At 59.7% G+C, this 26,986-nt stretch carries 24 protein-coding genes and 1 pseudogene; 16 read left to right on the top strand and 9 right to left on the bottom strand.

Features of this window, described 5'->3' with window-relative positions:
- The first annotated feature begins 91 nt into the window (after nucleotides 1–91).
- Together M2367_RS17390 and M2367_RS17385 are read left to right on the top strand one after the other, a co-directional pair.
- The gene (locus M2367_RS17390; protein ID WP_042042034.1) at nucleotides 92–814 is read left to right on the top strand and encodes a response regulator; all 723 of its coding nucleotides are present in this window, start codon (nucleotides 92–94) and stop codon (nucleotides 812–814) included.
- Nucleotides 815–818: 4 nt separating this feature from the next.
- The gene (locus M2367_RS17385; protein WP_259237401.1) at nucleotides 819–2,195 is read left to right on the top strand and encodes an ATP-binding protein; all 1,377 of its coding nucleotides are present in this window, start codon (nucleotides 819–821) and stop codon (nucleotides 2,193–2,195) included.
- A gap of 86 nt (nucleotides 2,196–2,281) precedes the next feature.
- Here the strand turns inward: M2367_RS17385 and M2367_RS17380 are convergent, their stop codons facing one another.
- From M2367_RS17380 to yjbD, 3 genes are all read right to left on the bottom strand, one after another.
- Complete coding sequence (locus M2367_RS17380; RefSeq protein ID WP_259237399.1) at nucleotides 2,282–4,237, bottom strand: ligand-gated channel protein; 1,956 nt, start codon at nucleotides 4,235–4,237, stop codon at nucleotides 2,282–2,284.
- A gap of 322 nt (nucleotides 4,238–4,559) precedes the next feature.
- Nucleotides 4,560–4,772, bottom strand: a complete 213-nt coding sequence (gene cspA, locus M2367_RS17375; RefSeq protein ID WP_005316548.1) for an RNA chaperone/antiterminator CspA — start codon at nucleotides 4,770–4,772, stop codon at nucleotides 4,560–4,562.
- Between the two features lie 490 nt (nucleotides 4,773–5,262).
- Nucleotides 5,263–5,547, bottom strand: a complete 285-nt coding sequence (gene yjbD, locus M2367_RS17370; RefSeq protein WP_040319253.1) for a DUF3811 domain-containing protein — start codon at nucleotides 5,545–5,547, stop codon at nucleotides 5,263–5,265.
- A gap of 413 nt (nucleotides 5,548–5,960) precedes the next feature.
- Between yjbD and M2367_RS17365 the strand changes: the two genes are divergently transcribed.
- Entirely contained in the window at nucleotides 5,961–6,083 is a 123-nt protein-coding gene (locus M2367_RS17365) for a hypothetical protein (RefSeq protein WP_157013978.1), read from the top strand.
- Between the two features lie 82 nt (nucleotides 6,084–6,165).
- Here the strand turns inward: M2367_RS17365 and M2367_RS17360 are convergent, their stop codons facing one another.
- Both M2367_RS17360 and M2367_RS17355 read right to left on the bottom strand, forming a co-directional pair.
- On the bottom strand, nucleotides 6,166–6,903 hold the full coding sequence (locus tag M2367_RS17360) for an ABC transporter substrate-binding protein (protein ID WP_259237379.1): 738 nt from the start codon (nucleotides 6,901–6,903) through the stop codon (nucleotides 6,166–6,168).
- A gap of 185 nt (nucleotides 6,904–7,088) precedes the next feature.
- Entirely contained in the window at nucleotides 7,089–7,676 is a 588-nt protein-coding gene (locus M2367_RS17355; RefSeq protein ID WP_259237377.1) for a single-stranded DNA-binding protein, read from the bottom strand.
- Nucleotides 7,677–8,228: 552 nt separating this feature from the next.
- Between M2367_RS17355 and M2367_RS17350 the strand changes: the two genes are divergently transcribed.
- From M2367_RS17350 to uvrA, 8 genes and pseudogenes are all read left to right on the top strand, one after another.
- Nucleotides 8,229–8,873 carry a LuxR C-terminal-related transcriptional regulator gene (locus tag M2367_RS17350; protein ID WP_224431876.1) on the top strand — a complete coding sequence of 215 codons (645 nt, stop codon included), beginning with the start codon at nucleotides 8,229–8,231 and terminating at the stop codon, nucleotides 8,871–8,873.
- Nucleotides 8,873–9,310, top strand: coding sequence for a CsgE family curli-type amyloid fiber assembly protein (locus M2367_RS17345; RefSeq protein ID WP_052448216.1), 438 nt, complete (start codon nucleotides 8,873–8,875; stop codon nucleotides 9,308–9,310). Before M2367_RS17350 ends, M2367_RS17345 begins: the two co-directional genes overlap by 1 nt.
- A gap of 11 nt (nucleotides 9,311–9,321) precedes the next feature.
- The gene (locus M2367_RS17340; RefSeq protein ID WP_042042027.1) at nucleotides 9,322–9,720 is read left to right on the top strand and encodes a curli assembly protein CsgF; all 399 of its coding nucleotides are present in this window, start codon (nucleotides 9,322–9,324) and stop codon (nucleotides 9,718–9,720) included.
- 7 nt (nucleotides 9,721–9,727) lie between these two features.
- Nucleotides 9,728–10,582, top strand: coding sequence for a CsgG/HfaB family protein (locus M2367_RS17335; protein WP_042042026.1), 855 nt, complete (start codon nucleotides 9,728–9,730; stop codon nucleotides 10,580–10,582).
- Between the two features lie 276 nt (nucleotides 10,583–10,858).
- The gene (locus M2367_RS17330) at nucleotides 10,859–11,380 is read left to right on the top strand and encodes an RIP homotypic interaction motif-containing protein (protein WP_224431878.1); all 522 of its coding nucleotides are present in this window, start codon (nucleotides 10,859–10,861) and stop codon (nucleotides 11,378–11,380) included.
- Nucleotides 11,381–11,414: 34 nt separating this feature from the next.
- Nucleotides 11,415–12,989: a curlin gene (locus tag M2367_RS17325; RefSeq protein WP_224431879.1), complete on the top strand. Its 1,575-nt coding sequence runs from the start codon at nucleotides 11,415–11,417 to the stop codon at nucleotides 12,987–12,989.
- 179 nt (nucleotides 12,990–13,168) lie between these two features.
- Complete coding sequence (csgH, locus tag M2367_RS17320) at nucleotides 13,169–13,477, top strand: curli-like amyloid fiber formation chaperone CsgH (RefSeq protein WP_259237373.1); 309 nt, start codon at nucleotides 13,169–13,171, stop codon at nucleotides 13,475–13,477.
- An 83-nt stretch (nucleotides 13,478–13,560) separates the two neighbouring features.
- Nucleotides 13,561–16,380 (top strand): annotated as a pseudogene (gene uvrA / locus M2367_RS17315) (excinuclease ABC subunit UvrA); the annotation flags it as partial.
- Between the two features lie 163 nt (nucleotides 16,381–16,543).
- Here the strand turns inward: uvrA and M2367_RS17310 are convergent.
- A complete protein-coding gene (locus M2367_RS17310; protein ID WP_259237372.1) occupies nucleotides 16,544–16,672 on the bottom strand; it encodes a hypothetical protein in 129 nt (42 codons plus the stop codon).
- Between the two features lie 328 nt (nucleotides 16,673–17,000).
- Here M2367_RS17310 and M2367_RS17305 point away from each other — a divergent pair, with 328 nt between their 5' ends.
- From M2367_RS17305 to M2367_RS17295, 3 genes are all read left to right on the top strand, one after another.
- Nucleotides 17,001–17,612 carry an OmpW family outer membrane protein gene (locus M2367_RS17305; protein WP_042042023.1) on the top strand — a complete coding sequence of 204 codons (612 nt, stop codon included), beginning with the start codon at nucleotides 17,001–17,003 and terminating at the stop codon, nucleotides 17,610–17,612.
- A gap of 175 nt (nucleotides 17,613–17,787) precedes the next feature.
- Nucleotides 17,788–19,767 carry a methyl-accepting chemotaxis protein gene (locus tag M2367_RS17300; protein ID WP_042042022.1) on the top strand — a complete coding sequence of 660 codons (1,980 nt, stop codon included), beginning with the start codon at nucleotides 17,788–17,790 and terminating at the stop codon, nucleotides 19,765–19,767.
- Between the two features lie 8 nt (nucleotides 19,768–19,775).
- Nucleotides 19,776–21,224, top strand: a complete 1,449-nt coding sequence (locus tag M2367_RS17295; RefSeq protein ID WP_259237371.1) for an ABC transporter substrate-binding protein — start codon at nucleotides 19,776–19,778, stop codon at nucleotides 21,222–21,224.
- Nucleotides 21,225–21,316: 92 nt separating this feature from the next.
- Here the strand turns inward: M2367_RS17295 and M2367_RS17290 are convergent, their stop codons facing one another.
- Complete coding sequence (locus tag M2367_RS17290) at nucleotides 21,317–22,120, bottom strand: GNAT family N-acetyltransferase (protein WP_259237370.1); 804 nt, start codon at nucleotides 22,118–22,120, stop codon at nucleotides 21,317–21,319.
- Nucleotides 22,121–22,450: 330 nt separating this feature from the next.
- Between M2367_RS17290 and metF the strand changes: the two genes are divergently transcribed.
- Nucleotides 22,451–23,341 (top strand): methylenetetrahydrofolate reductase, encoded by an 891-nt coding sequence (metF, locus tag M2367_RS17285; protein ID WP_005907772.1) that lies wholly within the window; start codon nucleotides 22,451–22,453, stop codon nucleotides 23,339–23,341.
- 78 nt (nucleotides 23,342–23,419) lie between these two features.
- Here metF and M2367_RS17280 read toward each other — a convergent pair whose 3' ends face one another.
- Nucleotides 23,420–24,565: a benzoate/H(+) symporter BenE family transporter gene (locus M2367_RS17280; RefSeq protein ID WP_259237369.1), complete on the bottom strand. Its 1,146-nt coding sequence runs from the start codon at nucleotides 24,563–24,565 to the stop codon at nucleotides 23,420–23,422.
- 87 nt (nucleotides 24,566–24,652) lie between these two features.
- Between M2367_RS17280 and M2367_RS17275 the strand changes: the two genes are divergently transcribed.
- Nucleotides 24,653–25,219, top strand: coding sequence for a helix-turn-helix domain-containing protein (locus tag M2367_RS17275; RefSeq protein ID WP_042042016.1), 567 nt, complete (start codon nucleotides 24,653–24,655; stop codon nucleotides 25,217–25,219).
- Nucleotides 25,220–25,250: 31 nt separating this feature from the next.
- Here the strand turns inward: M2367_RS17275 and M2367_RS17270 are convergent, their stop codons facing one another.
- Entirely contained in the window at nucleotides 25,251–26,447 is a 1,197-nt protein-coding gene (locus M2367_RS17270) for an NnrS family protein (RefSeq protein WP_259237368.1), read from the bottom strand.
- Between the last annotated feature and the right edge of the window lie 539 nt (nucleotides 26,448–26,986).

Here is a 26,986-nt window from a genome sequence, read left to right as displayed (position 1 = left end):
TTTGCCACAGTTTGACACAAACCCCCCGGGGGATTTTCGTATAATCGGGCCAGTTACGCTCACGCCCCTTTGTCTGAGAGAGAGTCGCGTCATGAATCAGTTGAACAACCATATCCTGGTGGTCGATGACCACGGCGAGATCCGCGACTTGCTCAAGCGCTTTCTGGAGCAGCATGGCATGCGGGTCAGCTGTGCCCGCGATGGGCGCGAGATGAAGAAATTGCTGGAGGAGCGCGAGTTCGATCTGCTGGTGCTCGATCTGATGCTGCCCGGCGAGGATGGTCTGACCCTGTGCCGCGAGCTCAGGGTCAAATCCAGGCTGCCCATCATCATGCTCACCGCCATGGGGGAGGAGACAGATCGCATCATAGGGTTGGAGATGGGGGCCGATGACTATCTGGCCAAGCCCTTCAATCCTCGCGAACTGTTGGCCCGGATCAAGGCGGTGATGCGCCGTACCCAGGCCGATCAGCAACCCGCCGCGGAGACGCTGTCCCGGGATTTGCGCTTCGACCGCTGGCTGCTCGACATCAATCGCCGGGAGTTACTCGATGAGGATGGGGTGGGGCTGAGCCTCTCTACCGCCGAGTTCGACTTGCTCAAGGTGTTTCTGGAGCGGCCCCAGCGGGTATTGAGCCGGGATCAGCTGCTGGATCTGGCCCGGGGCCGGGAGGCGGTAGCCTTCGATCGCGCCATCGATACCCTGGTCAGCCGACTGAGGCGCAAGCTGGAGCGGGATCCCAAGAATCCCGAACTCATCAAGACCATCTGGGGCGGCGGTTACCTGTTCGCCGCCGATGTGACCCAGGTCTGACGCCATGGCCTTCATCAAGCGGCTCTGGCCCAAGGGGCTCACCGGTCAGATAGTGCTGGTGGCCCTGGCCGGGCTTATCCTGATCCAGCTGCTCAGCATCCAGATCTACCGCACAGATAGAGAGGAGGCGCTGGGGTTTATCAATAGCCGCAATGCCATGCAGCGCATCGTCTCTGTGGTCAGGCTGTTGACCCTCTCTCCCCCCGAGTTGCACCGGGAGATATTGAAGGCGAGCCGCAGCGAGACCCTGTTCCTGCGCCTCGCCCCCGAGCCGCTGCAACCGGACAACCGCAGTCCCCGCTTCGAGGCGCTGGTGCGCAGCAAGCTGGGCTATCCCCCGGATCTGATGGTGGAGATCAGTGCCGAGCTGAGCAAGGATGCGCCCCGCAGCCGGGCCTGGCGCCATCATGTGCGCATGATGGATGATCGCAAGGGGCCGCCTCCTCAGGATATGCGGCTCTACGGCTCCATCGAGCTGCCGGGGGGCCAGTGGTTGCAGTTCAGTTCCCTGGTAGACAAGGAGGCGGGTACCTGGTCGCGGCAGACCACCTTCAACCTGCTGCTGGTGGCCAGTCTGGTGATCGGCATGATGATCTGGCTGTTTCGCCGTGCCACGCTCCCCCTCAAGCAGCTGGCCCATAATGCCGACAAGCTGGGGCGCGGCGAAGAGACGGCGCTGCTCAAGGAGGAGGGGCCGACCGAGATCCGCGACTCCATCCAGGCATTCAACCGCATGCACACCCGGCTCGATCGCTTCGTGCAGGACAGGACCCAGATGCTGGCTGCCATCTCCCATGACTTGCGCACGCCCATCACCAGCCTGCGGCTGCGCAGCGAGTTTCTGGCCGATGGTGAGGACAAGGAGCGCATTCAGCAGACCCTGCAACAGATAGAGCAGATGCTGGCGGCGACCTTGAGCTTTGCCCGGGACGAAGGCACCCAGGAGCAGACTCGGGGGCTGGACCTGGTCAGCCTGCTGGAGAGTCTGTGCGACGACTATGCCGACATGGGTCAGCCGGTGCATTTCGAGGCAGAAGGCAAGCTGGTCTACGCCTGCCGTGCCAACACCCTGCGCCGGGTGTTGCAGAACCTGATAGGCAATGCCCTCAAGTACGCGGGGGAGGTGGAGGTTCGCCTCGAACCTGGCCCTCAGGAGTTGATCATTCGGGTGCTCGATCAGGGGCCAGGCATAGCCCATGACCAGCTCGACGAAGTGTTCAAGCCCTTCGTGCGCCTGGACGAGGCCCGCAATACCGAATCGGGCAGCGTGGGGCTGGGGCTCTCCATCGCCCGTACCCTGGTGCACCAGCACGGCGGTGAGTTGACCCTGCATAACAGGGCCGAAGGGGGACTGGAAGCAAGGATCAGCCTGCCACGCTAGGGTGATGACGCTCGCCAGCACGCCCCCACTCGCCACAAGACAAGAGGCCCGCATTATGCGGGCCTCTTGTCTTGCCGGGAGGGTGATTAGAACTGATAGGTCAACCCCAGGTTGTAGCGGCGCCCGTCCAGCACTGTGCCGTAGCTACCGTAATCCACCGTCTTGTCCAGCAGGTTGTAGATGCCCGCAGTGACGCTCAAGTCCTGGTTGGCCTTGTAGACCAATCCCGTGTCGAAGAAGGTGTAGGAGGGCGTGCCGTCGGCCATTTTGGCGCGACTCTGGTAGTCCGAGGTCTTGCTGCGGAAGTTGACCCGCGACCAGAGGCTGACTTGCTCCGTGGTTTGCCAATCCACCGAGGTATTGAACATGTGGCGCGGCATCTGGTTGAGGGGTTTGCCAGCCATGGGACCGCTTTTCTGCTCGGATTGGGTGTAGGTATAACTGGAGGCCAGGGACCAATCGGTATTGATCGCCCAGTTGGCCGTGCTCTCCACCCCGCGCATGTTCGCCTCGTCGACGTTGATGCGATCGCTGATGAAGTCATAGGTGTAGCCATTCAGGGTACAGCTTGGGTCACTCTTGCTGGAACAGCGCCGAACCTCGGAGATTTTGTTGTTAAAATCGGTGTTGAACAGGGTCAAACTGGCATTCAACCCTTGCTGACCATCCCACAGCAGCGCTATCTCTTCACTGAGGCTGGTCTCTGGCTTGAGGTCCGCATTACCGACCAGGATGCCATCCTGGGTGCCACCTCCGGTGGCCTGACCCCAGTTGGCGGCAGACATGCGCAAGTCAGGGGAGCGATAGCCGGTAGAGACGCCTCCCTTCAGGGTCCAGAATTCGGCAGGATGCCAGACGCCATACAGGCGTGGACTCCAGTGGTCACCATAATTCTCGTCCTGATCCAGGCGCACACCGGCGGTGAGGGCGAAACCCTCGGTCATGGCCCACTCATCCTCCACAAACAGCGCCCAACTCCAACGCGTCAGCTGATCGGCGCTATTGGCCACCTTGAGCTGGTTGCCCTGATCCTGCAGATCCTCATAGCGGTACTGGCCACCGATGCTCAGATAGTGATCGCCGAGTATGAACTGGGTGTGGGTGTCGGCTATGGTGTTGAGCATCTTCATCTGCCGACCCGGATTGGTGTTCTCCTCGTGTTGCAGATAGCTGGAGGATGAGCCGAACTCATATTGGCCGTCGTGGGTGATGGCGTAATTGGTGCGCTCGTAGCGATTCAGGCTCGGCTTGGCTTTGGTGGGAATCGAGTCACCTGGTGTGCGATCCCTGTCTTGCAGGCCGCGACTGGCCTCGAAGTCGAACCTGTTGTGTTCATCTGGCGTCAGACTGAATACGGCAGTACCACTGCGCATCTCCTGTTCGGCAAAGCCATTCTCGAATTGATCCTCATCCCGATGGGAGAGCAGACCATTGACCCTCACCCCCAGCAATCCCTCGACCAAGGCGCCCGCTGCATAGGCGTCGGTCTGGAAGATATCTCCGGACTCCTGATCTTCCTGAAAGGTGGAGTCGGCGTGGAGTGAGCCTTGCCATGCGGTCATGCTGGCGCTCTTGCGAGTGATGACGTTGATGACGCCGCCCATGGCATCGGAACCATAGCGGGAGGACATGGGGCCGCGTACCACCTCAATGCGATCTATGGCTTGCAGGGGAGGCAGCCAGCCTTGTTCTATGCCGGGACCATCGCTGTTGGGGCGAGTGCCACGACTGTCGACCCGTTTACCATCGACCAGCATCAGTGTGTATTTGGAGCCCATGCCCCGGATACTGATGTCGCTGCTGCTGCCACCCCCTGTCACCACAACCCCGGGCACGTCTTTCAAGGCATCGGTGACGTCACGATAGGCGCGCTTCTCCAGCTGTTCGCGTGTCACGACCGAGATGGAGGCGGCGGTCTCTTCAATCTTCTGCTGGAAACCTGAAGCCGTGACAACCATCACTTCGTTCTGGCTGGCATGAGCCTGGCTGGCAAGGGCTGCGAATATCAGAGGGGCAAGGGGGGTAATGCGTATGCTGGTCATGGGAACCTGAACTCCTGGGAAGGAAAGTTTCTCAATCCGCCATGGCATCCCGGGATCTTGGTGTCGCACTGGGACGGCTGGATTGAGCCTCAAACGGGGAAACCGTTTCGGCAGGCATTCTAATTAAATGAGAATTAAACGCAATTGATATCTATTATCATCTTTATGGGGCAGGAGAGAGGGAGCGTGTCAGGGCAAGGAGGGGGCTTCACCGTTTTTCAGGCAACTTTCAGACAACAAAAAACCCGCCTAGGCGGGTTTTTTTAATTCTTGCAGTGGTCAGTCAGCAGACTTGAGTCTGGTTACTGGCCCTTGGCTTGAATTACAGACCAACTACGTTGGCAGCAGCAGGACCTTTCTGGCCTTGCTCGATGGTGAATTCAACGCGCTGACCTTCGTCCAGGGTTTTGAAGCTGGTGGACTGGATAGCGGAGAAGTGTACGAACACGTCTTTGCTGCCGTCAGCCGGGGAGATGAAGCCAAAACCTTTTTCAGCGTTGAAGAATTTAACGGTACCAGTCATTTTGTTAGACATAATAATTTCCTTTACAGTGTTTAAGTGCCATATGGCAATTTATGATTTTTCGTCAGAATACGTATGGCGCACTAAAGAAGGAGAATTATTTGATAAGTGGAATCCGAGGACAACTCTTATCTAATCACTGCTTTACTAGAGACTACCTAACATAATGTGGTCTGAACTACCGAACCATCGAGAAACATTAAAACATGCCATCTCCGTGATGGCAATCTTTATCTCGTAAATCATTTCTTTCAGCAGCCGATCTGGTGTTCGCTTTTCCCAAAAAAGAGACTTGAATGGTTCAGGTGCTTTTTGAGGAGAAAAGAGGCAGAACCTTGTATGGCCTGCCTTGGCGCTGAATTATCGCCCCTGCCTACTGGGTATAATGCCGGAGGGCGGGTCGGGTGAAAAAACCTGAAAAAATTGTGGTTAAGGGGCGATCCGAGTCAGTCTCGAACTCGCCACTCGGGATGTGTTGTCCCTGGGTGACGAGCCTGAGTGGTCAGCGGCGGCCGCGGAACTTGTCGCTGACGGAGTCAATCCAGCTGAAGGTCTCTGGCAGCACTTGGTTGCGAGCCCGTTCCTTGGCTTTCTCGCGAGCAAGGCGAGAGGCCTCTTTGGCGGCTTCGGCGCGATCGGCAACCACCTTGAGGCGGCCCTCTTCCCGGATTTTGTTGCGCTCGCCATTGGTCAGCGGATGATCCGCATTGGCCTGTGCCTTTTGCAGCAATTGGGCGATATCGGCTTTTTCTTTATCGGTCAGATCTTTCATTTCCAATTTTTTCACGGGGCTCTCCTGGCAAGTTGGGAATGAAATACCTTATCACATTTCGCTGATTATTTCTTATTCTCCGCTTGCCATCACATTTACCCCCTGTTAGTGCCGAATTATTTCCCTGTTCACTTGGCTCTCTGCCGGACATATTTGTGACGAGAGATAGAACATTAAATGCGGGTTCTGGCCAGGCGTTAAATTAAATAGTGATATGCATGAATGGTTTGCTCGCTCTTCAGGTCAAAAAAGCCGATGCAAAGGGAATGAGGAGGGGGAGCAAATGGGGATGGATCCCGGCCTTGATTAGGGAGTATGCTGATTTTGCTTCCCGCTCAATGGGGAGGCAAGGAAGTACTGTAGTTTACGATTCGGATTGCAGCAGGGGTTAGCCCCCCGAGTGTCGGTCACATTTTTGGAGTTTGATGATGAGTAACAAAGAACATCACAACGGCAAAGATGGCAAGAAGAAGCCGCAGATGTCACTGAAGGAAAAGCGAGAGGCCAAGCGCCAGAAAGCCGATCTCAAGAGTGATAGCGTCATGAAGTAACTCAGCTCACTCGAGCCAGTACCACAAGCCAGCCTTCGGGCTGGCTTTTCTATTGCCGCTCATCGGGTGCTTGCTGCAGGGATCATGGTTCGGCGCCATAGTTGGCGAAGATCTGCTCGTACCGACCATCCACTCGCATCGCCAGCAGTGCCCGATCAAAATGATCCCGTACCGCCGCATCCCTGAAGGCGAAGTGATAGAGGGTGGGTTTGAACAGGGCGTTGGCCTGGATCCGTTCCCGGTTATAAATGTGGGGCTCGGCTCTCTCCTGCCTTAACTGCGCCAGATGGTAATAGAAGACGCGCTCATCCATCACCACCGCATCAACCCGGCCAAGCAGCAGCTGGTGCACCTGGCCCTGCTGCTTGGCGACTTCTTCATAACGGGCATTGTTCGCGGCCATAGTGGCAAACTCGGGGCCCAGTATCTGAGTCGCCCGTTGGAAGGCGGTCACCTTGAGGGTCGTGAGCGCCGTGAGATTGGTCACGGTGAGCGGAGCAAGGGTGAATACCTGATTGTGGAAGCGGATCACGGGGCGGGAGAGGAAGGCCCCATCCAGCATGCCGGGTCTGACATTGATGATGGCGTCCAGCTTGCCGTCGGCCAGCATGCGGAAGGTGCGTTCCAGGGGCAGATATTGGAAATCGAGTTGATAGCCACTGTCCATGAAGGCGGTGCGCAGCAGATCCAGCTCTATGCCCTTGCCCTGTTGTTCTATGACGTAGGGTGGAATGGCAAAACTGACACCGACCTTGAGCGGTGCGGCACTCAGCAATCCACTCACTACTAACCCAATGATCAGGATCCCGCGTTTTATCATGTCCCACTACTCGATGGCGATTCACTGCATCATAACCTGCCCCCTTGCACGCCCTCTGTCTCGGGACAAGAGTTGGGCTGAAATCGGGGGGGGATGCGGCTTCTTTGCGTCAGGAATGCACGCAATGTTGCACAGGTTTGCAAAAAAAAAGCCCTGAATGGTCAGGGCCTTTGCAGAGCTATTAGTCAGAACGGAATGTCGTCGTCAAAGTCCATCGGCGGTTCGTTGTAAACCGGCGGTGCGGACTGAGGCTGTTGCTGCGGACGGCTGTAACCACCCTGCTGCATGTTCTGTTGCGGCGCTGCATTCTGCTGGGGGGCAGAGGGACGCTGTATATTCTGCTGGGGAGCGGCTTGTTGGGGCTGACCCCAGTTGCCCTGGGACTGTTGACCACCCATTCCCTGACCGGCGCCGCCTTGGGGACGACCACCCAGCATCTGCATGACGCCGCTGAAGCTGTCCACCAATACTTCAGTGGTATAGCGCTCCTGGCCACCCTGATCTTGCCATTTGCGGGTCTGCAGTTTGCCTTCGACATAGACCTGGGAACCCTTCTTCAGGTATTCGCCAGCGACTTCGGCCAGTTTGCCCATGAACACCACACGATGCCATTCGGTGCGCTCTTTCTGCTCACCAGTCTGCTTGTCGCGCCAGGTTTCGGAGGTGGCCAGGGTGATGTTGGTCACGGCACCGCCGCTCGGCATGTAGCGCACTTCCGGGTCTTGCCCCAGGTTACCGATCAGAATGACTTTGTTGATGCCTCGACTGGCCATAATCTCTCTTCCACCTTTATATGCCGACCAGCTACCTGGTCTGGTTCTACTCAAAATATTGCTGCCGCCCAGGCCCGGCACCATCTTGCCTGCGGGGGCCCTGGCCTGTCGTCGATGGGGCATGGGCCCTGCCATCGACGTTCGGATTAGCCCGCCATAGTAACAGTTGATGCCGTTGATAGCACATCTTTAGCAACCCGAAACGGGTTTGACGCGCGGGTTCTGTATTCGGCAATACGCTAACGCAGGTGCCGGGATCCGGGCAAGCGGCGCTGTGGGGGCTGCTTCACGTTCTTGAGATATTGCCCATACCAGAGGGATAAGGAGAGAGATGACAGCCGGAGTATCTATGTCTCATTTGCCCCCCCCAAATAGGGGGGCTGTCCTAGTCCTCTGTATTGTCTAGTAAAAAAACAGTTTCACTTGGGTTTGAATGGCGCCTAATGCTTTTTTAATGCTGTGTAAAAATCGGGGCTTGTTACTCTCTTGCGACCATTATTGGCACATAAAAACGATGCAAGCCGACAGGCACACCGTTCAAGGAAGAGCCCCATGATGACAGAGACTCCGTTGGTACTCGTGACCGAAGGCAATGTTCAGGCGACGACCTTCACTACCTATCTGATGGCCCAACTCGGTGAGCCGATACGGTTGATCAGCCATCCCGATCAACTGCTGGCCATCGAAGATTGCAACCTGTTCCTGATCGATCTGGACTATCTCAAGTCGAGCCAGCAGTTTGGCTGGAACCGGGATATTGCCGCCTTCGAATCGGCCAGCACAGTGTTGCTCAATGCGCCGACCAGCACGGATCGCGACTTGTTGCTGATGTGGCCCAACACCAGCGGTCTCTTCTTCCGTCAGGATCCTCTGGATCGTCTGGTGGCCGGTATCAAGAAGGTGATGCAGGGGGAGTTCTGGATCCCGCGTCATCTGATGTGCGAGTTGGTCAGCTATTACCGGCAGGGCATGGAGCCGGCTCAGCGCAGCCAGAATCTGCTGACGGTGCGCGAGCGCGAGATCATTCGTTACTTGATGACCGGGGCCTCCAATACCGAAATAGCCGACACCCTGTTTGTCAGCGAGCACACCATCAAGTCCCACCTTTATAACGTCTTCAAGAAGCTGAACGTCAAGAATCGGTTGCAGGCGGTGAGCTGGGCCAAAGAGTACCTCGATATGACGAGCTCCCACTGATGCGCAGCTGGCTGCTCTGTCTCTGGTTGATCTCTGGGGCCCTGGCGGCCAGCGAAGGGGATGCCAACGCGCCGCTGGAGTCCCTGCAACCCGAGCAGGAGAACGACCGGATAGAGATAGGCGGCCTGGTCATAGATCGCACCTTCACCCGCTTTGGCCAGGGCTTTTATCACCACTTCAGCCGGCTGCGGGAGGATGAAGATCCCCATGCCCGAGAGAATATCACCATACATGAACGGCCGACGGCGCGATGGGGGAGCCTTATCTGGATCACCCACAATCGCAAGGTGTTGTTCAGGACGGCGCTCTCTCCGGTACGGAGTCAGGGGGAGGCTGCCGCGCAGCAGGCCTGGGCTCAGGTGAGCGAGGTTTTACGACAGCAGAAGGTCGCCATCCTGTTCATGGATACCTTCGATCTGGAACACGATGAACTATAAGGACATGGCATATGTGCTCACGCCTCCTGCTCCTGGCGCTGACGGTCAGCATGACCGCCTCTGCCTCCGAGCTTATCTATCGGCCCGTCAACCCCAGCTTTGGCGGCAACCCGCTCAACAGCAGTCACCTGCTGGGCACGGCCAATGCCCAGAACGACTACAAGGATCCCTCAGCCGGTGGCAGCAGTGGCACCTCGGCACTGGACAGACTCACCTCCAGCCTGCAGTCGCGGCTGGTGAGCCAGCTGCTGGCCGACGTCGGCAAGGATGGCAGCCAAAGCGGTAGCCTGGTCACCGACGAGTTCGCGATCAACGTAGTGGATGAGGATGGCACCCTGGCCATCTCCATCACAGATAGAGCGACGAACGAAACCACCCTGATCGAAGTGAATGGCCTGATCGCCGACTGAGGATGCTATGAAACGGATACCCCTGTTCGCCGCCCTGCCTTTGCTTGCCACCCTCTCTCTCCTGGGGGGCTGTGCCACGCATATAGGTTCTCCCGAGGCAGACGAGAAGGCGACCCTGATGCCGAGATCCATCTCCTATAAAGAGCTGATCAGCCTGCCCAAGCCCAAGGGCAAGATAGTGGCTGCCGTCTACGATTTTCGCGATCAGACCGGTCAGTATCTGCCAGCCCCGGCCTCCAACTTCTCCACGGCCGTGACCCAGGGCGGGGTCGCGATGCTGAGCACGGCGCTCTGGGACTCCCAGTGGTTCGTGCCCCTGGAGCGGGAAGGGCTGCAGAACCTGCTGACCGAGCGCAAGATTGTGCGGGCCACGCAAAACAAACCCAATGTGCCCGGCAATAATCAGCATCAATTACCCTCCCTGGTGGCGGCCAATATCCTGATCGAGGGGGGCATCGTCGCCTATGACAGCAATGTGCGTACCGGCGGTGCCGGGGCCAAGTACTTCGGCATAGGGGCGAGTGGCGAATACCGGGTCGATCAGGTGACCGTCAACCTGAGGGCCGTCGATATCCGCTCCGGTCGCATTCTCAACAGTGTCACCACCTCCAAGACCATCCTCTCCCAGCAGGTGCAGGCCGGGGTGTTCCGCTTCGTCGAGTACAAACGGCTGCTGGAGGCGGAGGCGGGTTTCAGTACCAACGAGCCGGTACAGATGTGTGTCATGTCTGCCATCGAATCGGCGGTGATCCGGCTCATTGCCAACGGGGTACGAGACAACCTCTGGCAGCTTGCCGATGCGCGGGACATGGAAAACCCCATACTGCAGGGCTATCTGCAAGACAGCGCCCCCATTCTCTAGCGACAGGAACGCATCCGGCACTGCCTCCTCTGGCGAGCGCGCTCACTCCTCGAAAACGTCAGTACAGGCCCGTCATGGGCCTGTTTTTTTATGTTTATTTCCCATCCCTCCCTTCGGCGCCATCTCTGTTCACGAGGGGGATGGCTCAGCGCGACCTCAGCCTTTTCTCCCAGATAACCCCGGGATCCGAATCAGCCTCGAATCAGCTGTGTGGCTGATGGCCCTGGCCAGGGGGGCTGGGGATACTGGACCCGCACTTCAAAAAGGTAATCGCAGATGAAATACCTGAATCCTGTCCTGCTGATCATGAGTCTGCTAGGCCTGCCCGCATTGGCGCAGGACCTTGCCTCCCTGAGCGAACTGGGTCAGGGCAACGAGCTTGAACTGATCCAGCGGGGGGAGGGCAACCAGGCCCATCTCTGGCAGCTCGGATCGGATAACGAATTGCAGCTCAGCCAGTCAGGCAACGACAACCAGGTCCGCCTGATGCAACAGGGCCAGCAGCAACAGCTGAGCCTGGAGCAGGTCGGTGACAATAACTGGGTCGATGCCGTTCAGCTCGGGGTTGGTAACAGCGCCGAGCTCTATCAGGCCGGCATCGGCAACCAGATGTGGCTGTGGCAACAGGGCATGGACAACCAGGCCTGGATCAGCCAGAGCGGATATGACAACAGGGCACGGGCCGTTCAGCTCGGTGATGGCAACCTGGCCAGCATAGAGCAGAACGGCTCCGGTCTGTCGGCCACCGTCATTCAGGCGGGCGCCAACCAGCAAGTGAGAGTAGTTCAAACCAACTGAGCCCAGGCTCACACCAAAGCACGAGAGGGAAATCATGTTCAAACGTACCATCATCGCCTCTGCCGTATTACTGGCTACTTCCAGCGTCTGGGCGGCTTCCGCCAACAACCAGGCCACTGTCGCCCAAACCGGCAACAACAACCTGGCCACGGTCGAGCAGCTCGATGACAGCAACCACAATCAGGCGAGCATCAGCCAGATTGGTGCCGATAACGAGGCGAAAACCATCCAGAAGAACACCAGCCAGTCTGAGGCCAGCGTGGCTCAGACCGGGGCAGGCAACGATGCCCTGGTGACTCAGGAGTCCAGCACCGCAGGATCCGTTGCCCAGGTGGCGAGCACGGGCAACTTCAACGTCGCGACCGTGACCCAGCAGGTGTTCAACGAAGGCTCCCACGCCTCCGTCGCCCAGGTCGGCAACCACAACAGTGCCGATGTGATGCAGGATAACGGTGATGGTGCCAGCTCCACCGTGAGCCAGATTGGCAACAACAACGATGCCAGTATCAACAACTACTGGTCCGATAAAGCCATCGCCAATGTCAGCCAGCTTGGCAACAGCCATGAGGCCAGCGTCTCCCAGCAGATTGCCGATGGTGCCGAAGCCCAGGTGGCCCAGTCCGGTCAGCTGAACAAGGCCACCGTCACCCAGGCAACCAATAGCTACGGTTACGTCTATCCGGAGGGTACCCTGGCAAAGGTGACTCAATCGGGAAGTGGCAACGAGGCCCAGGTCGAGCAGCGCGATCTCGATAACAAGGCTTATGTGACCCAGAGCGGTGTCGATGGCTATGTGAAAACGGCCCAGTCCGGTTCCGGAGCGGGTGAGGGCAACGTCCTGACCGCCAACCAGGCCGGTACCAACGAGAGTGCCACCCTGACTCAGGTTGGCAACCGTAACGAAATCGACACCAACCAGACTGGCCGTGACGATGTGCTGACCATCGATCAGCTGGGTGATGACAACCAGGCGATTGCCTACCAGGGTGGGGTCGGCGAGCAGGGCACCATCATCCAGGTGGGTGATGGCAACCGCGCCGACACCGAGCAGCGGGGCGCGGGCAACCAGGCCAGCGTCGAGCAGATGGGGGACGGCAACCAGGCCGTGGTCAAGCAGCTGGCGAGCAGCACCGCTGGCGTGGTGACCATCGATCAGAGCGGTGACGACAACTACGCCAACGCGGTGCAGGAAGCGGGCAGCAACAACCAGATCGCCATCGACCAGCAAGGGGATCGCAACCAGGTTGCCGCCGCCCGTGATGTGGAAGGCAAAGGCGCCTGGACCTGGGGCTCGGACAACGAGCTGACCGTGACCCAGACCGGTAACGACAACTGGGCCTATGCCGATGCATCCCACTCCGGCTCGACCGTGACGGTCACCCAGACCGGCGACTTGAACAACGCCTCCGTCGAGTCCTACCTGGGCAGCGACAACGATCTGACCGTCAGCCAGACCGGCAACAACCATGTGGCCGACGTCTATGTCAACGCCGGCATGAACGGCGGTGGCAACCTGGTCGATGTGGTCCAGACTGCCAGCTACAACACGGCTCAGGTCGATGTCTATGGCAGCAACAACCACGCCTATGTCTATCAGGGCGGCAACTGATGATTTGCATATTCGGGGGCCTGCGGGCCCCTTTTTTATTGGGGCGGACTCGGGACGGGTCGGTTGGCTCATGTCACCAGACCACTCCCCTGCACCGGCGGCTAGCGATGCTGCTCCTGTGGCTCAGCTTGTCTCCAACGGTCTGGGCGGGCGAGTCTGACCCGGCCAAGGAGGCCAAGATGATCCCCAAGATAAGCCTCAATGCCGAGCAGGGGCCGACCGGCCTCACGGTGGCACCGACCCTGCACAGCGCCGAGCCGGGAACCCTGACCTTCACCCTTGATCTCTGGAGTCAGGGCGCGGGAGGGCGCAGTCATCAGCGCCAGAGCGGGGGGGCCGAACTGGTTGCCAACCAACCCCATGCCCTGGGGCGATTGAGTCTGGGGCTGGCTTGCCCCTACCAGGTCAGAATACGGTTGCAACTGTGGCAGGAAACCCTGTTGCTGAGCGAGCTCGACCAGACATTCCATTGTCCCTCCTCCCCATGATTTCCCGTCTGGACTGTCTATTCATCCAGTAGTCTCTATGCCATACTGGCCCGCTCTGGTTACCGTATCGAGCGCGCAACAAGATGGAAAAAATCGTGATCCGGGGTGCCCGCACCCACAACCTCAAGAACATCAACCTGACTCTGCCCCGCGACAAGCTGATCGTGGTCACCGGCCTCTCCGGCTCCGGCAAGTCTTCTTTGGCGTTCGATACCCTCTATGCCGAAGGCCAGCGCCGCTATGTGGAGTCTCTCTCCGCCTACGCCCGCCAGTTCCTCTCCCTGATGGAGAAGCCGGATGTGGATCATATCGAGGGGCTCTCCCCGGCCATCTCCATCGAACAGAAGTCTACGTCGCACAACCCGCGTTCGACCGTCGGCACCATCACCGAAATTTATGACTATCTGCGCCTGCTGTTTGCCCGGGTCGGCGAGCCACGCTGCCCGACCCACGCCATCCCGCTCGCCGCCCAGACCATCAGCCAGATGGTGGATCAGGTGTTGGCCCAGCCCGAAGGCAGCAAGCTGATGCTGCTGGCCCCGGTGGTGCGCGATCGCAAAGGTGAGCACAGCAAGCTGCTGGAGAACCTGGCGGCCCAGGGTTATATCCGCGCCCGCATCGACGGCGAGGTGTGCGATCTCTCGGATCCTCCCCCGTTGGAGCTGCACAAGAAGCACACCATCGAGGTGGTGGTCGATCGCTTCAAGGTGCGCGATGATCTGGCCCTGCGCCTGGCCGAATCCTTCGAGACGGCGCTGACCCTCTCCGGCGGCATCGTGCTGGTGGCGCCCATGGATGGCGAGGAGCAGGTGCCGGTCATGACCTTTTCCGCCAACTTCGCCTGCCCCGAGTGCGGCTACTCCATGTCGGAGCTGGAGCCGCGCATCTTCTCCTTCAACAACCCGGCCGGAGCCTGCCCGACCTGCGATGGGTTGGGGGTGCAGCAGTACTTCGATCCCGCCAAGCTGATCCACGACCCGAGCCAGAGCCTGGCCGGGGGCGCCATCCGCGGTTGGGACAAGCGCAGCTTCTATTACTTCCAGATGCTCAAGTCCCTCGCCGAGCACTACAAGTTCGATCTGGAGCTCCCTTGGGGGGATCTGCCCGCCAAGGTACAGGAAGTATTGCTGCGGGGGTCGGGCAAAACCGAGATCGAGTTCCGCTACATGAACGATCGCGGCGATGTGGTGGTGCGCAAGCACCCCTTCGAGGGGATCTTGCACAACATGGAGCGCCGCTACCGGGAGACCGAATCCAACTCGGTGCGCGAAGAGCTCTCCAAATACATTGCCAACAAGTCCTGCACCAGCTGCGGCGGCAGCCGACTGCGGGAGGAGGCGCGCCATGTGTTCGTCGATAATCGCAACCTTTCCGCCATCGCCGAGCAATCCATCGGCGATGCCCTGGCCTTCTTCGAGGGACTGGCGCTCACCGGCCAGCGTGCCCAGATAGCCGACAAGATCTTGAAAGAGATCGTCGAGCGGCTCGGCTTCCTGGTCAACGTGGGGCTCAACTATCTGAGCCTGTCCCGCAGCGCCGAGACCCTGTCCGGTGGCGAAGCCCAGCGCATCCGCTTGGCGAGCCAGATAGGCGCCGGTCTGGTGGGGGTCATGTATGTACTGGATGAACCCTCTATCGGTTTGCACCAGCGGGACAACGAACGGCTGCTCAAGACCCTGACCCACCTGCGCGATCTCGGCAATACCGTGATAGTGGTGGAGCACGATGAAGACGCCATTCGCCTCGCCGACCATGTGCTCGACATCGGGCCGGGGGCCGGGGTACATGGCGGCGCCATCGTCGCGCAAGGCACCCCGGAGGAGATCATCAATAACCCGGACTCCCTGACCGGTGACTACCTCTCCGGCCGCAAGGAGATCGCCGTCCCTGCGCAGCGCACCCCGCTCACCGATCGCTGGCTCAAGCTCAAGGGGGCAAGCGGCAACAACCTGCGCAGCGTCAACCTGGATCTTCCCCTCGGGGTCATGACCTGCGTCACCGGGGTATCCGGTTCCGGCAAGTCGACCCTGATCAACGACACCCTGTTCCGCATTGCCCACCGGGAGCTGAACAAGGCGACCGAATCGACCCCGGCCCCTTATCGCAGCATCGAGGGGCTGGATCAGCTCGACAAGGTGGTGGATATCGATCAGAGCCCCATCGGCCGCACCCCGCGCTCCAACCCGGCGACTTACACCGGGCTGTTTACCCCGATCCGTGAGCTGCTCTCCGGCACTCAGGAGGCGCGTTCACGCGGCTACCAGCCGGGTCGCTTCTCCTTCAACGTCAAGGGGGGTCGCTGCGAGGCCTGTCAGGGGGATGGGGTCATCAAGGTGGAGATGCACTTCCTGCCAGACGTCTATGTGCCCTGCGATGTCTGCAAGGGCAAGCGCTACAACCGCGAGACCCTGGAGGTGAAGTACAAGGGCAAGAACATCAACGAGATCCTGGAGATGACGGTGGAAGATGCCCGTGGCTTCTTCGACCCGGTGCCCGCGGTGGCGCGCAAGCTGCAGACTCTGATGGACGTGGGGCTCTCCTACATCCGCCTCGGCCAGTCGGCGACCACCTTGTCGGGAGGGGAGGCGCAGCGGGTCAAGCTGGCGCGGGAGCTCTCCAAGCGCGACACCGGCAAGACCCTCTATATCCTGGATGAACCGACCACGGGCCTGCATTTCCACGACATTCAGCAACTGCTCAAGGTGCTGCATCAGTTGCGGGACAGGGGCAATACTATGGTGATCATCGAGCACAATCTGGATGTCATCAAGACCGCGGACTGGGTGGTGGATCTGGGGCCGGAAGGGGGGGCCGGTGGTGGCCGTATCCTGGTGACCGGTACCCCGGAGCAGGTTGCCAAGAACAAGGAGTCGCACACGGCGCGCTTCCTGGCCCCCTTGCTGGATAAGCATGGTGCCAGGCAAGCCAGCCAACCGGCAGTGCGCAAGGGGCGCAAACCGCGCCAGCCAGCGCAGAGCGAATAACCGCCGCAGCCAGCATATGAACAACGGGCAACGTGACCGTTAATAGAGAGGGGCCCATCGGGCCCCTCTCTGCTATCCAGCCTCAGTGCGTCCGCACCATCAGCCAGGCGAGCCCGAGACAGAAGCCGACGAAGATAAACAGCAGGGAGCCGAGACCGAAGATAGCGGCCAGTATGCTGGTGACGGAATGAGGCTGATAGGGCTTTTTCATAAAAGCAGGGTGACAACTCGACAACAATGGATGCGGAAAATACGCCAGCCGATAACAAGCTGCAATCAAAAAATAGCCAACTCGTATCACAAAACTTATATTCCGTTTATGCATTAATCGTTAAAAATAAAGAGCGTTATTATAGTTAATCATTTTAAATCAGTTGGTTATGTTATTCACACGCGGCGTTTTGCGCGTGAATAAGCTATTTCGTACATCTATCTATTTATTGGTAACTTTTGCGCCAAATCAATAACCGGCCAGTCACATCCTTTTATAGTCGCCCTGCTTACAACACAGAACGAAAACTAAAAAAGGAAATATGGTGATGAACAAGTTTCTTCCTCTGATGATCGCAGCCGCCTTTGCCTCTCCCGTCATGGCCCATCAGGCCGGGGATATCCTGGTGCGCGGTGGCCTGGCCTTCGTCTCTCCTCAGGAGAGCAGCGACGATGTACTGGGTTCGGGCGAGTTCCAGATTGATGACGACATGCAGCTCGGGCTGACCCTCTCCTATCTGATCACCGACAACTGGGGTGTCGAGCTCCTGGCCGCCACCCCCTTCTCCCACTCGGTCAGCACGCCGGGGCTGGGAGAGGTCGCCAAGGTCAAACAGCTGCCGCCGACCCTGATGGCCCAATACTACTTCGGGGATGCCCAGAGCAAGGTGCGCCCCTATGTGGGCATCGGCATCAACTACACCACCTTCTTCAGCGAGAAGGGCAAGGGTGCCCTGGATGGTGCCGACGTCAAGCTGGATGACTCCTGGGGGGTGGCCGGTCAGATTGGTATCGACATGGCGATCAATGACCGCTGGTTCGTCAACGGCTCGGCCTGGATCATGGACATAGACACCGAGGTGCACGTCAACGGCGGCGAGGGGATCAAGACCTCCATCGACCCCGTGGCCTTCATGGTCGGCGTCGGCTACCGCTTCTAATACTCGCGAGTTGCACTGCACGTCCCTTTAGCCCGGCGCTGCCGGGCTCTTTTATGGTTTCCATTGATACCCTTGCTGTCTCAAGGGCATAAATACCCCTATCAAGGCTCCAACTATTCACTTCCCGGCCGATACCCTCAGCACTGTCCCTTTCCCCAACGAGTGAGGATGTCTCATGGGTTTGTCTATTGTGCAGCGGATCATCGCCGGATTCGTGTTGATGCTGCTGTTGTTGGTCCTGCTGGGGGTCGTCAGCGCCCTCAAGATACGGGGGATCAGTGACGGCCTCTCTCAGGTCTCGGATAAGGCCACCCCTCTGGTTATCACTGTGGCGGGCCTCAAGGGAGCGTTGCAAGACAGCAACCGCTGGGTACTGGAGTACAGGGCCAGCGAACAGGCCGGCGGCCTGCCTGAGTTGGCCAGTCGCTTCGAGCAGCAGCAGGCCGGTTTCAAGACCCTGAGTCAGCAGATGGGGCGCTTCACCGAGCTGGACGAGGCCCGGTCGCGCTTCGCCGGGGTGGAGCAGGCCACGGGACAGTTCTTCGCCCTGGCGGGTCAGGTGCTGAGTCAACATCGCCAATGGGTCGATACCCTGGCCCAGCGTCACCAGCTGGAGATGGCCTTCATCCGTCTGGAAGATACCTACCAGTGGGCTGCGGATCTGCTGTTGCAGCAGGCGTCCGCCAAGCGATCCATGCGCAACAAGGCTGAGCTCATCACCTCCGGCATCGCCCGGGATCTGAAGAACATACGCCGCGCCGATGCAGGTACGGATCTCAATGAACTGGAGCGGGTGCTCGGCAAGGACATCGAGATGGCCCGCAAGCGGCTGGAGCGGGTCGATGTGCCCGCCGACGTCAAGCAGCGCTTCGTCTCCAACCTGGACAGGATGCAGGAGCTGGCCCTCGGCAAACAGGGTCTGCTCGCCACCATGCGCCAGAGCCAGCAGTTGGCCAGCTCCCTGAATCAACTCAACCAGCAGCTCGATGCCGCGTTGGTCAGCAGCCTGAGCCAGCTCGATGAGATGGGCAAGAGTGCCGGCACCATCGCCAGCTCCAGCCGCTCCCTGGCCGATGACGCCGTCAGCAGTGCCAGCATCTGGATCCTGCTGGTGGCGGCAGTCTCTGCCGCCGCCGCGCTGCTGATCGGTTACACCACGGCCCGCAGCATACAGCGCCCCTTGCAGCGCATTGGTCATGAGCTTGGCCTGATGGCCGCAGGGGACATGACCCGCCGCATCGACTATCGCAGTCGCTGCGAGTTCGGCAGCCTGTCTCGCTCCATCGATACCCTGGCGGGCAAGACGGGTGAACTGCTGGCTCAGATCAATGCCGGTTCCCGCCATCTGGTGGAGGAGGCGAGTCGCGCCGCCGAGATCAGCGAGCGAGCCATGGCCCGGGTGCAGGATCAGAAGAGCCAGACCGATCAGGTGGCCGCCGCCATCACCGAGCTGGAGGTGAGCGCCACCGAGGTGGCTCGCTCCACCGATGGCACCAAACACGAAGTCGATCTTGCCGACGAAGAGGCTCGCGCCGGTCGGCAGCAGGTCGCCGTGACTCGCCGCCTTACCGAAGAGCTGGCCGGTGCCATGGCCGAGGCCGTGGGCATCACCCACAAGCTGGGGGAGTTCAGTCACAACATCGGCAGCATTCTGGACGTCATTCGCGGCATCGCCGAGCAGACCAATCTGCTGGCGCTCAACGCCGCCATCGAGGCGGCCCGGGCCGGTGAAGCCGGTCGCGGCTTCGCCGTGGTGGCCGATGAGGTGCGGGCGCTGGCCAACCGGACCCAGACCAGTACGGAAGAGATCCAGGCCATGATCGAAAACTTGCAGAGCGCCAGCAGCCAGGTGGTCGAGGTGATGGGCCGCAGCCAGGAGCAGACCGGCAGCTGTGTCGACCAGACTCGCCAGATGGATGCGGCCCTGCAATCCATCGCCGAGCGGATGAGCGCCATCAAGTCGATGGCGGATCAGGTGGCCCACGCGGCCCAGGAGCAGATCTCGGTCAGCCAGGGGGTGGCTCGCCACATCTCCGGTATTGCCGAGGTGGCCTACGAGACGGAGCGGGAAGCCCGTCAATCGGCCAGCAGCAGCGAGGTACTCGCCAATCTGGTTGCCAAGCAGCAGCAATTGATCGCCCATTTCAAGGTATGAGAGGACTTATGGCTAACAAGTGGATCGGAGCCCTGAGTCTCCTGTTGTGTGGTCAGCTGATGGCCAGTGAGCTGGTGATCGAGAGCTGGCGGATAGATGACAAGGCGTTGTGGGAGCAGAAGATCATCCCGGCCTTCGAGGCCGCTCACCCGGGCATCCAGGTGACATTCAACGGGGTGCAGAACGTCGAGTACATGCCGACCCTGTGGCAGAGCCTGAAGGCGGGCAAGGCGGGGGACCTCATCACCTGTCGCCCCTTTGATGACTCCCTGGCACTGTTCAAGGCGGGTTATCTCGCCGAATTGACCGAGATGGCCGGGATGGAGAACTTCCCGAGCTTCGCCCAGTCGCCCTGGCAGACGGATTCCGGGGCTCAGACCTTCTGTGTGCCCATGGCCTCCGTCATTCACGGTTTTTTCTATAACAAGGCGATCTTCAAGGAGCTGGGCCTGAGCCTGCCCGAGACCCGGGAGGATTTCTTCCAGGTATTGGAGAAGGTGAAGGCTGATGGCCGCTATGTGCCGCTGGCCATGAGCGGCAGCGAGAGCTGGGTCGCCTCCGAGCTCGGCTTCCAGAACATAGGCCCCAACTACTGGAAGGGGGAAGATGGTCGCCTGGCGCTGGTTAATGGCCAGGAGCGACTCGACGATCCTCAGTACCGGCAGGTGTTCGAAGAGCTGGCGCGCTGGCGCCCCTATCTGGGCGAGGGCGCCGCAGCGCGGGACTACGCCGCGACCAATGAGCTGTTCACCAGTGGCAAGGCGGCCTTCTATGTGGCGGGCTCCTGGGAGATAGCCCCCTTCACCGGCAAGCTGGACTTCGGGGTGATGCGTCCCCCGGTCGCCAAGCGTGGTGACGGTTGCTTCTTTACCGATCACACCGACATCGGCATGGGGCTCAACCCCGCCAGCAAGAACAAAGAGGCCGCCAAGGCCTTCCTGCAGTGGCTGACCAGTGCCCAGTTTGCCGAGCTGTATACCAATGCCTTGCCCGGCTTCTTCTCCCTCTCCAACCACTTCTTCGAGGTGAGCAATCCGGCGGCGCGGGAGATGATGGAGTGGCGGGATCAGTGTGACTCCACCATCCGGGTCGCGACGCAGATCCTGTCTCGCGGCGAACCCAAACTGGGGGATGAGTTGGCAAGCCAGAGTCAGGCCGTGCTGCTGGGCAAGCAGACGCCGCAAGGGGCGGCGACCTTGCTTGAAGAGGAGCTCAAGGCCTGGTATGCCCCCCATCAGGGCAACAAGGCCAAGGGCGCCGCTTGCCAATGCGAGGCTCCAGCGGCCTCCAGCGATCCCCTGGCGACAGCCCCGGTTATCGACGAGACGCTGACCACAGCACCCGCCCAGACGTCAGTGCCGGTGCAGGCCGAGGGCAGTGCGGCCACTGCCCCTTTGCCTGCGGCCAGCCCGCAGACGGAGGCGGCCCTGGCTCAGCAGCTAGAGGGGGATCAGTGACTGGCTGCAGGGCCCGATGATCCTGGTTGCAGAAATAGAGAAGGGAGGCGCAGGCCTCCCTTCTCTATGCTGGTGTTCGCCGAGCCAGCTCCTCAGGGGGCTTCCTCTTCCCGGGGCCAGCGGCAGAGGCTGGCGATGCGGGCAGTGGGGATGAAGCCCAGGTCACGATAAACCCGCTGGGCGTGATACTGCTCGTCCGCCACTATCACCAATTGTGGCACCCGGATCAGGCCCTGTTCGGCGACCCGGGTGAGCAACAGCTTGCAGAGGCCACGGTTGCGCCAGGCCTGGCGAGTACGCACCAGCTGGAAGCGGCCCAGGGTTGCGGTGAAGAAGAGGCCGCAACTCGCCGCCAGCTGATCGCCCTGCCAGAGACCCCACCAGTTGCCCAACCCATCGTCCGTCATGGTTTGATAGAGCCGTTGGCGGCTCTCGAGGTAGGCGAGATAACTCTCGGCCGGGTAGTCTGGCTCGCGTTCCTCCAACTCCAGGGCGAGCCAATCGGCCCAGTCTGTCGCCGTGAAAGGGCGGATATGGGCTCCTGGGCTGTCGGGGGGAGTGAGCAACTGCGCCCGCTCCAGGGTCAGCACCACGCACTCCATATATTGGTAACCGGTCGCAACGAAGCCGGCAACCCGGCTGTTCTGCCCTTCGGCCAGAGGCCATTGGAAGGTGCGATGGCGTACCCTGGGATCCGTCGCAATCAACTTGTCGAAGCTCTGCTCCAGCCAGCCCTTGTCTCGATCGCTCGGGGCCGCGCTCAGCAACAGGTAGTTGCCGAAGTAGTAATCGGGGGCAGTGGGGGTGCGCACCGCCCAAAAGTGGGGGTGTGCGCTGACCTCGCCCTGATAGCGGTCGAACAGCAGGTCGGTGGCAAAGCCGGGATGGGTATCCATGATGAGCTCCTGCTAGTGGGATACTGGGTTATCGGCAGGGGAGGCTGGATATTGAAAAAGGGGCCGGAGCGGGGCTCCGGCCAAACAATCACACGCAGATTCAGAGCGTCCAGGACGATCCGCCGCCATCATACCCTGAGCCAAAGCGTTTTGGCATGGGAGCCAACTCGCAATAACGAGATAATGTGGCCACATATGGGCCCTATTTTGGTGGTGAGCCATTTCCTGATTGACATTCGAGCGGTTTGTCTTAAAGATAGCAAGACGTTTAGACGTCCAGACATTCATTTGGCGTCAGGAAGAGCAGCGAGCAGGGCAGGGAGTAGAGCGATGGGATTTCACAGTGCACGTCAGGTTGAAGCACTCAACCAGAGTCTGGCCGATTTAAGCGGTGACATAGGGGTCAGTTTCGAGTTTTTCCCGCCCAACAGCGAAGGGATGGAGAATACCCTCTGGCAATCCATAGAGCGCCTCAAGGTACTGGAACCCAAGTTTGTCTCCGTGACCTATGGTGCCAACTCGGGTACCCGGGATCGCACCCACAAGGTGATCAAGGACATCAAGGATCGCACCGGCCTCATCGCCGCGCCACACCTGACCTGTATCGATGCCAGCCGTGACGAGCTGCGCACCATAGCCCGCGACTACTGGAACAGCGGTATCCGTCACATCGTTGCCCTGCGCGGTGACCTGCCCCAGGGCGTCGACAAGCCGGAGATGTATGCAACGGACTTGGTCGCTCTGCTCAAGGCCGAGGCCGACTTCGATATCTCGGTGGCCGCCTATCCGGAAGGGCACCCGGAAGCCCGGAGCGCGCAATCAGACTTGCTGAGTCTGAAGCGCAAGATAGATGCCGGTGCCAATCGGGCCATCACCCAGTTCTTCTTCGATGTGGAAACCTACCTGCGTTTCAGGGATCGCTGCGCCGCCATCGGCATCGATGCCGAGATAGTGCCGGGCATACTGCCGGTCTCCAATTTCCAGACCCTGGCCAAGTTTGCCGGTTTCACCAACGTCAAGGTGCCACGCTGGATGCACCAGCGTTTCGAAGGGCTGGATAACGATCAGATGACCCGCAACCTGGTGGGTGCCAGCATCGCCATCGATCAGGTACGGGTGCTGAGCCAGGAAGGGGTGAAGGATTTCCACTTCTATACCCTGAACCGCTCCGAGCTGACCTATGCCATCTGCCACACCCTGGGGGTACGTCCCAAGGTGTGAGCCTGTGGCTCTGCCAGCGACAAAAAGGCCAGTGCACTGCACTGGCCTTTTGCTATGTGAGGGATCCACAAATGAGGATCAGCTGCGCCTTAACCGATACAGGCCCCAGCCGATGAGCAGGCCCCAGCAGGCGGATCCTACACCGATCAGGCTGATGCCCGAGGCCGTGACCATGAAGGTGAGCAGGGCGGCTTCCCGCTCCCTCTCGTGTTGCAGCGCCGAGTAGAGACTGTTGCCTATGGTGCCGAGCAGGGCGAGGCCCGCGATTGCTGTCACCAGGGCTGGCGGGAAACCGTTGAACAGGGCGACGACAGTGGCGCCAAAGCAGCCGCTGATCAGATAGAAGCCACCTGCCCAGACGGATGCCGCCCAGCGTCTGGTCGGATCCTGATCCACCTCCTTGCCCATGCAGATGGCGGCGGTGATGGCGGCCAGATTGAAGGCAAAGCCTCCGAAGGGGGCCAATATGACGCCGATGAATCCCGTCCAACCCACCAGGGCAGAAGAGGAAATGTGATAACCATGGGCTCTGAGGGTGGCGATACCCGGCATGTTCTGAGAGGTCATGGTGACAATGAACAGCGGCAGAGCAATGCCAAACAAGGCATCGAGGGAAAAATGCGGGCTGACCCAGACCGGGCTTGCCAGCTGCCAGCTGATCTCGGCCAGCTGCAACTGACCACGCAGGCCGCACAGGGAAACCCCCACCGCCAGCACCACCACCATGGTATAGCGTGGCCAGAGATGGCGGGCGACGATAAAGCTCAGCAACAGGGCCCCGATAAGCAGCGGGTCTGTCGGGGTGAGCTTGAACAGATCCAGGCCGAAGCGCAGCAGCACCCCGGCCAGCATGGCGGCGGCCAGACTGGCCGGGATCTGCCGCATCAGCCGCTCGAACCAGCCAGTGATGCCACACAGGGTGATCAGGAGCGAAGAGAGCAGAAAGGCGCCGATGGCGTCTGCCAGGCTGAACTGACCCAGACTGGTGATGAGCAGGGCCGCCCCCGGGGTCGACCAGGCCGTCAGTATCGGCGTGCGGTAATAAAGGGAGAGCCCGATGCAGCTAAGGCCCATGCCTATCCCCAGCGTCCAGAGCCAGGAGGCCGTTTGGGCGGCGTCAGTACCGGCGGCGCTGGCCGCCTGGATGATGAGCACCACTGAGCTGGTGTAACCGACCAGCACGGCGATGAAGCCGGCGACCAGATGGGGGAGTGCGAATGGCATGGGGACATCCTTGTGTCAGTTTGTGCGTTATTACGTACAATAAGGGCTGAGTATAAGATTGAGCGCTATAACGCACAAGGGGTTGTCATGCAGACCATGAGCCAGCATCTGGCACAACGATTAAAAGGCCTGAGGAGTGAGCTGGGCTGGAGCCTGGATGTCGCGGCACGGGAAACCGGGGTGAGCAAGGCCATGCTCGGTCAGATAGAGCGTGGCGAATCCAGCCCGACAGTGGCAACCCTCTGGAAGATTGCGACCGGCTTTCGGGTCTCTTTCTCCAGCTTCATCGAGCCGGCGCCAGAGCCCAGCCGTGCAACCCTGCGACGGGTCGCTGACGAGATCCGTCAACAGCCCGCCGGGGAGGGAATGTTGGTCGCTCCGCTCTTTCCATTCGAGGCGAGTGTCGGCTTTGAGTTGTTTGAACTGACCCTGTTGCCCGGCTATCGGCGCGAATCCGACGCTCATGAGGTGGGGGTGACCGAACATGTCATCGTCATCGCCGGAGAGATGGATCTGTTGGTCGAGGGAGAGTGGCACCGACTCGGCAATGGTGAGGCGATGCGCTTTGCCGCCGACCGCCCCCATGGCTATCGCAACCTGGGCGAGCAGCCAGCCAGGTTCCATAACCTGATCCACTATCCCGCCCGGAGCTGAGTCTTCTTGGGTCATCCAGCGGCCAACCCGCTTAGCCGGGTCTGCCGTCAAGTCGGGGACGACTCAATATGGGCGCATATACCCAGACGAAGAGCGCATAGGCCAGGGCCCAGCTCACACCGCTCAGGTTCCAGCCAAGCAGGGTCTGGGCGGGCCAGAGCAGAGGAAGCAGTGGCCTCGCCAGGCCAGCCAGCAAGATAAGGACAAAGGCCAGAATGATGCGGCGGCCAAGCTGCAGGGCTCGTCCGCTGTGACCTAGCGAGACCCTGGCGATCATCGCCAATATCATGGTGCCCATCGCTCCGGCGCTAAGAAAGTGGCTGGCCGCCGAGGCTGTGATGGGGAGCCCCATGGCTTGGGCGGCAAAGGCAGTCAGGCCAAGGGGAATAAACAGATACGCCAGATGCAGGGACCAGAGCAGGGGATGGGGTAGTGTACTTGGCAGGCGCCAGCGCAGTTGCCGCCACAGGTTGAGCAGGGCCGCCACTATATATAGAGGGGCGAGCTGGCCCGAGTTCAACCAGTCACCTGGCAGAGACAACCAGCAGGCAAGCAGCAGCCAGAGCGTGCCGAGTGCCGCCCGCTCCAGCCAGGGCTGCGCAGGTACCTTATCTTGCCCGGTACCGCGTGCAGTAAAGAAGGGAATGACACGCCCTCCCATGACGGCAATCAGCGTGATGAACAGCAAGACGGTGGCGATCAGTACCCGTTCCGCGAATAGCCAGTCTGCGCGCCAATACCAGCTGGCGCCATTGAGCAGAGTCAGTAGCAACAAGAGAGGCACGAAGAAGAGGTTGCGCCATTGACGAGTCACCATGATGGGTTTGGCCAGAAACCAGGCGCAGAGTGGTAACCAGATGAGATCGGCCACCATCAATACCGTTGTGCTCTCACCCAGCCAGGGTAGCAAGAGCCGGGGCAGGGCCCAGAGCCCGACCACCAGGGCCAGCGGCCATCCTCGCACGCCTGGATGAGCCGTCCAATTCTGCACCGCCGTCAACAGAAAGCCTGCCACTATCGCGGCGGCAAAGCCGAACAGCATCTCATGACCATGCCACCAGACAGGGTTCTGTAACCCGGGCAAGGAGACGTAGCCATTGAGCTGACCTAGCCAGGCGAACATGGCCAGCGTGGCGAACAGGGCTCCTAATAAGAAGAAGGGACGAAAGCCGAGGCGAAACAGGGGAAGGATCCGCTCTTCTTTCTGGCTGTCGAGGATCTGGTGCATGGGGCGACCTTAATGAACATTTGAAAAGACAATTATAAAGTGGCTTTTCAAATGTTCAATTAAAAACCACGCGCAGCAGCTTGAGAGCCATAAACGGCTGTATTTCACCCGCTTTGCTGGATAACTGAACGAACGAACATTTATGCTGAAAAAGCCCTTGCCAGCGCGGCTGCCATCCCTATAATGCGCCCCTACCAGCACGGCACAACACGCCGGACTGATGAGCTAGCTTCACAGTGAAGCAGGCGCCGAAAGAAAAGCGAAAACAACCGCTTGACTTTCGAAGTGAGGAGCGTAAGATGCGCCTCCTCAACGCGATAAGCGTGACGCTCTTTAACAATTTGAATCAAGCAATCTGTGTGGGCACTCACAGCATCGAGCATCAAAATTAATTTTTGATTTTCAATGTCTGGTGAAGTGACCAAAACGACTTGTTAGCAATAAGAAGTCGAACAGTTTATTTCAGCAATTCATTGAGCCGCTGAAGTTCGTTACCTCGGTATCGGATGAACGCAAACAAACTTAAATTGAAGAGTTTG

The sequence above is a fragment of the Aeromonas sp. BIGb0445 genome, assembly GCF_024809075.1.
Taxonomy (GTDB): domain Bacteria; phylum Pseudomonadota; class Gammaproteobacteria; order Enterobacterales; family Aeromonadaceae; genus Aeromonas; species Aeromonas rivuli.
The sequence above is the reverse complement of the archived record's forward strand: the minus strand, read 5'-3'. Positions and strand labels throughout refer to the sequence as shown.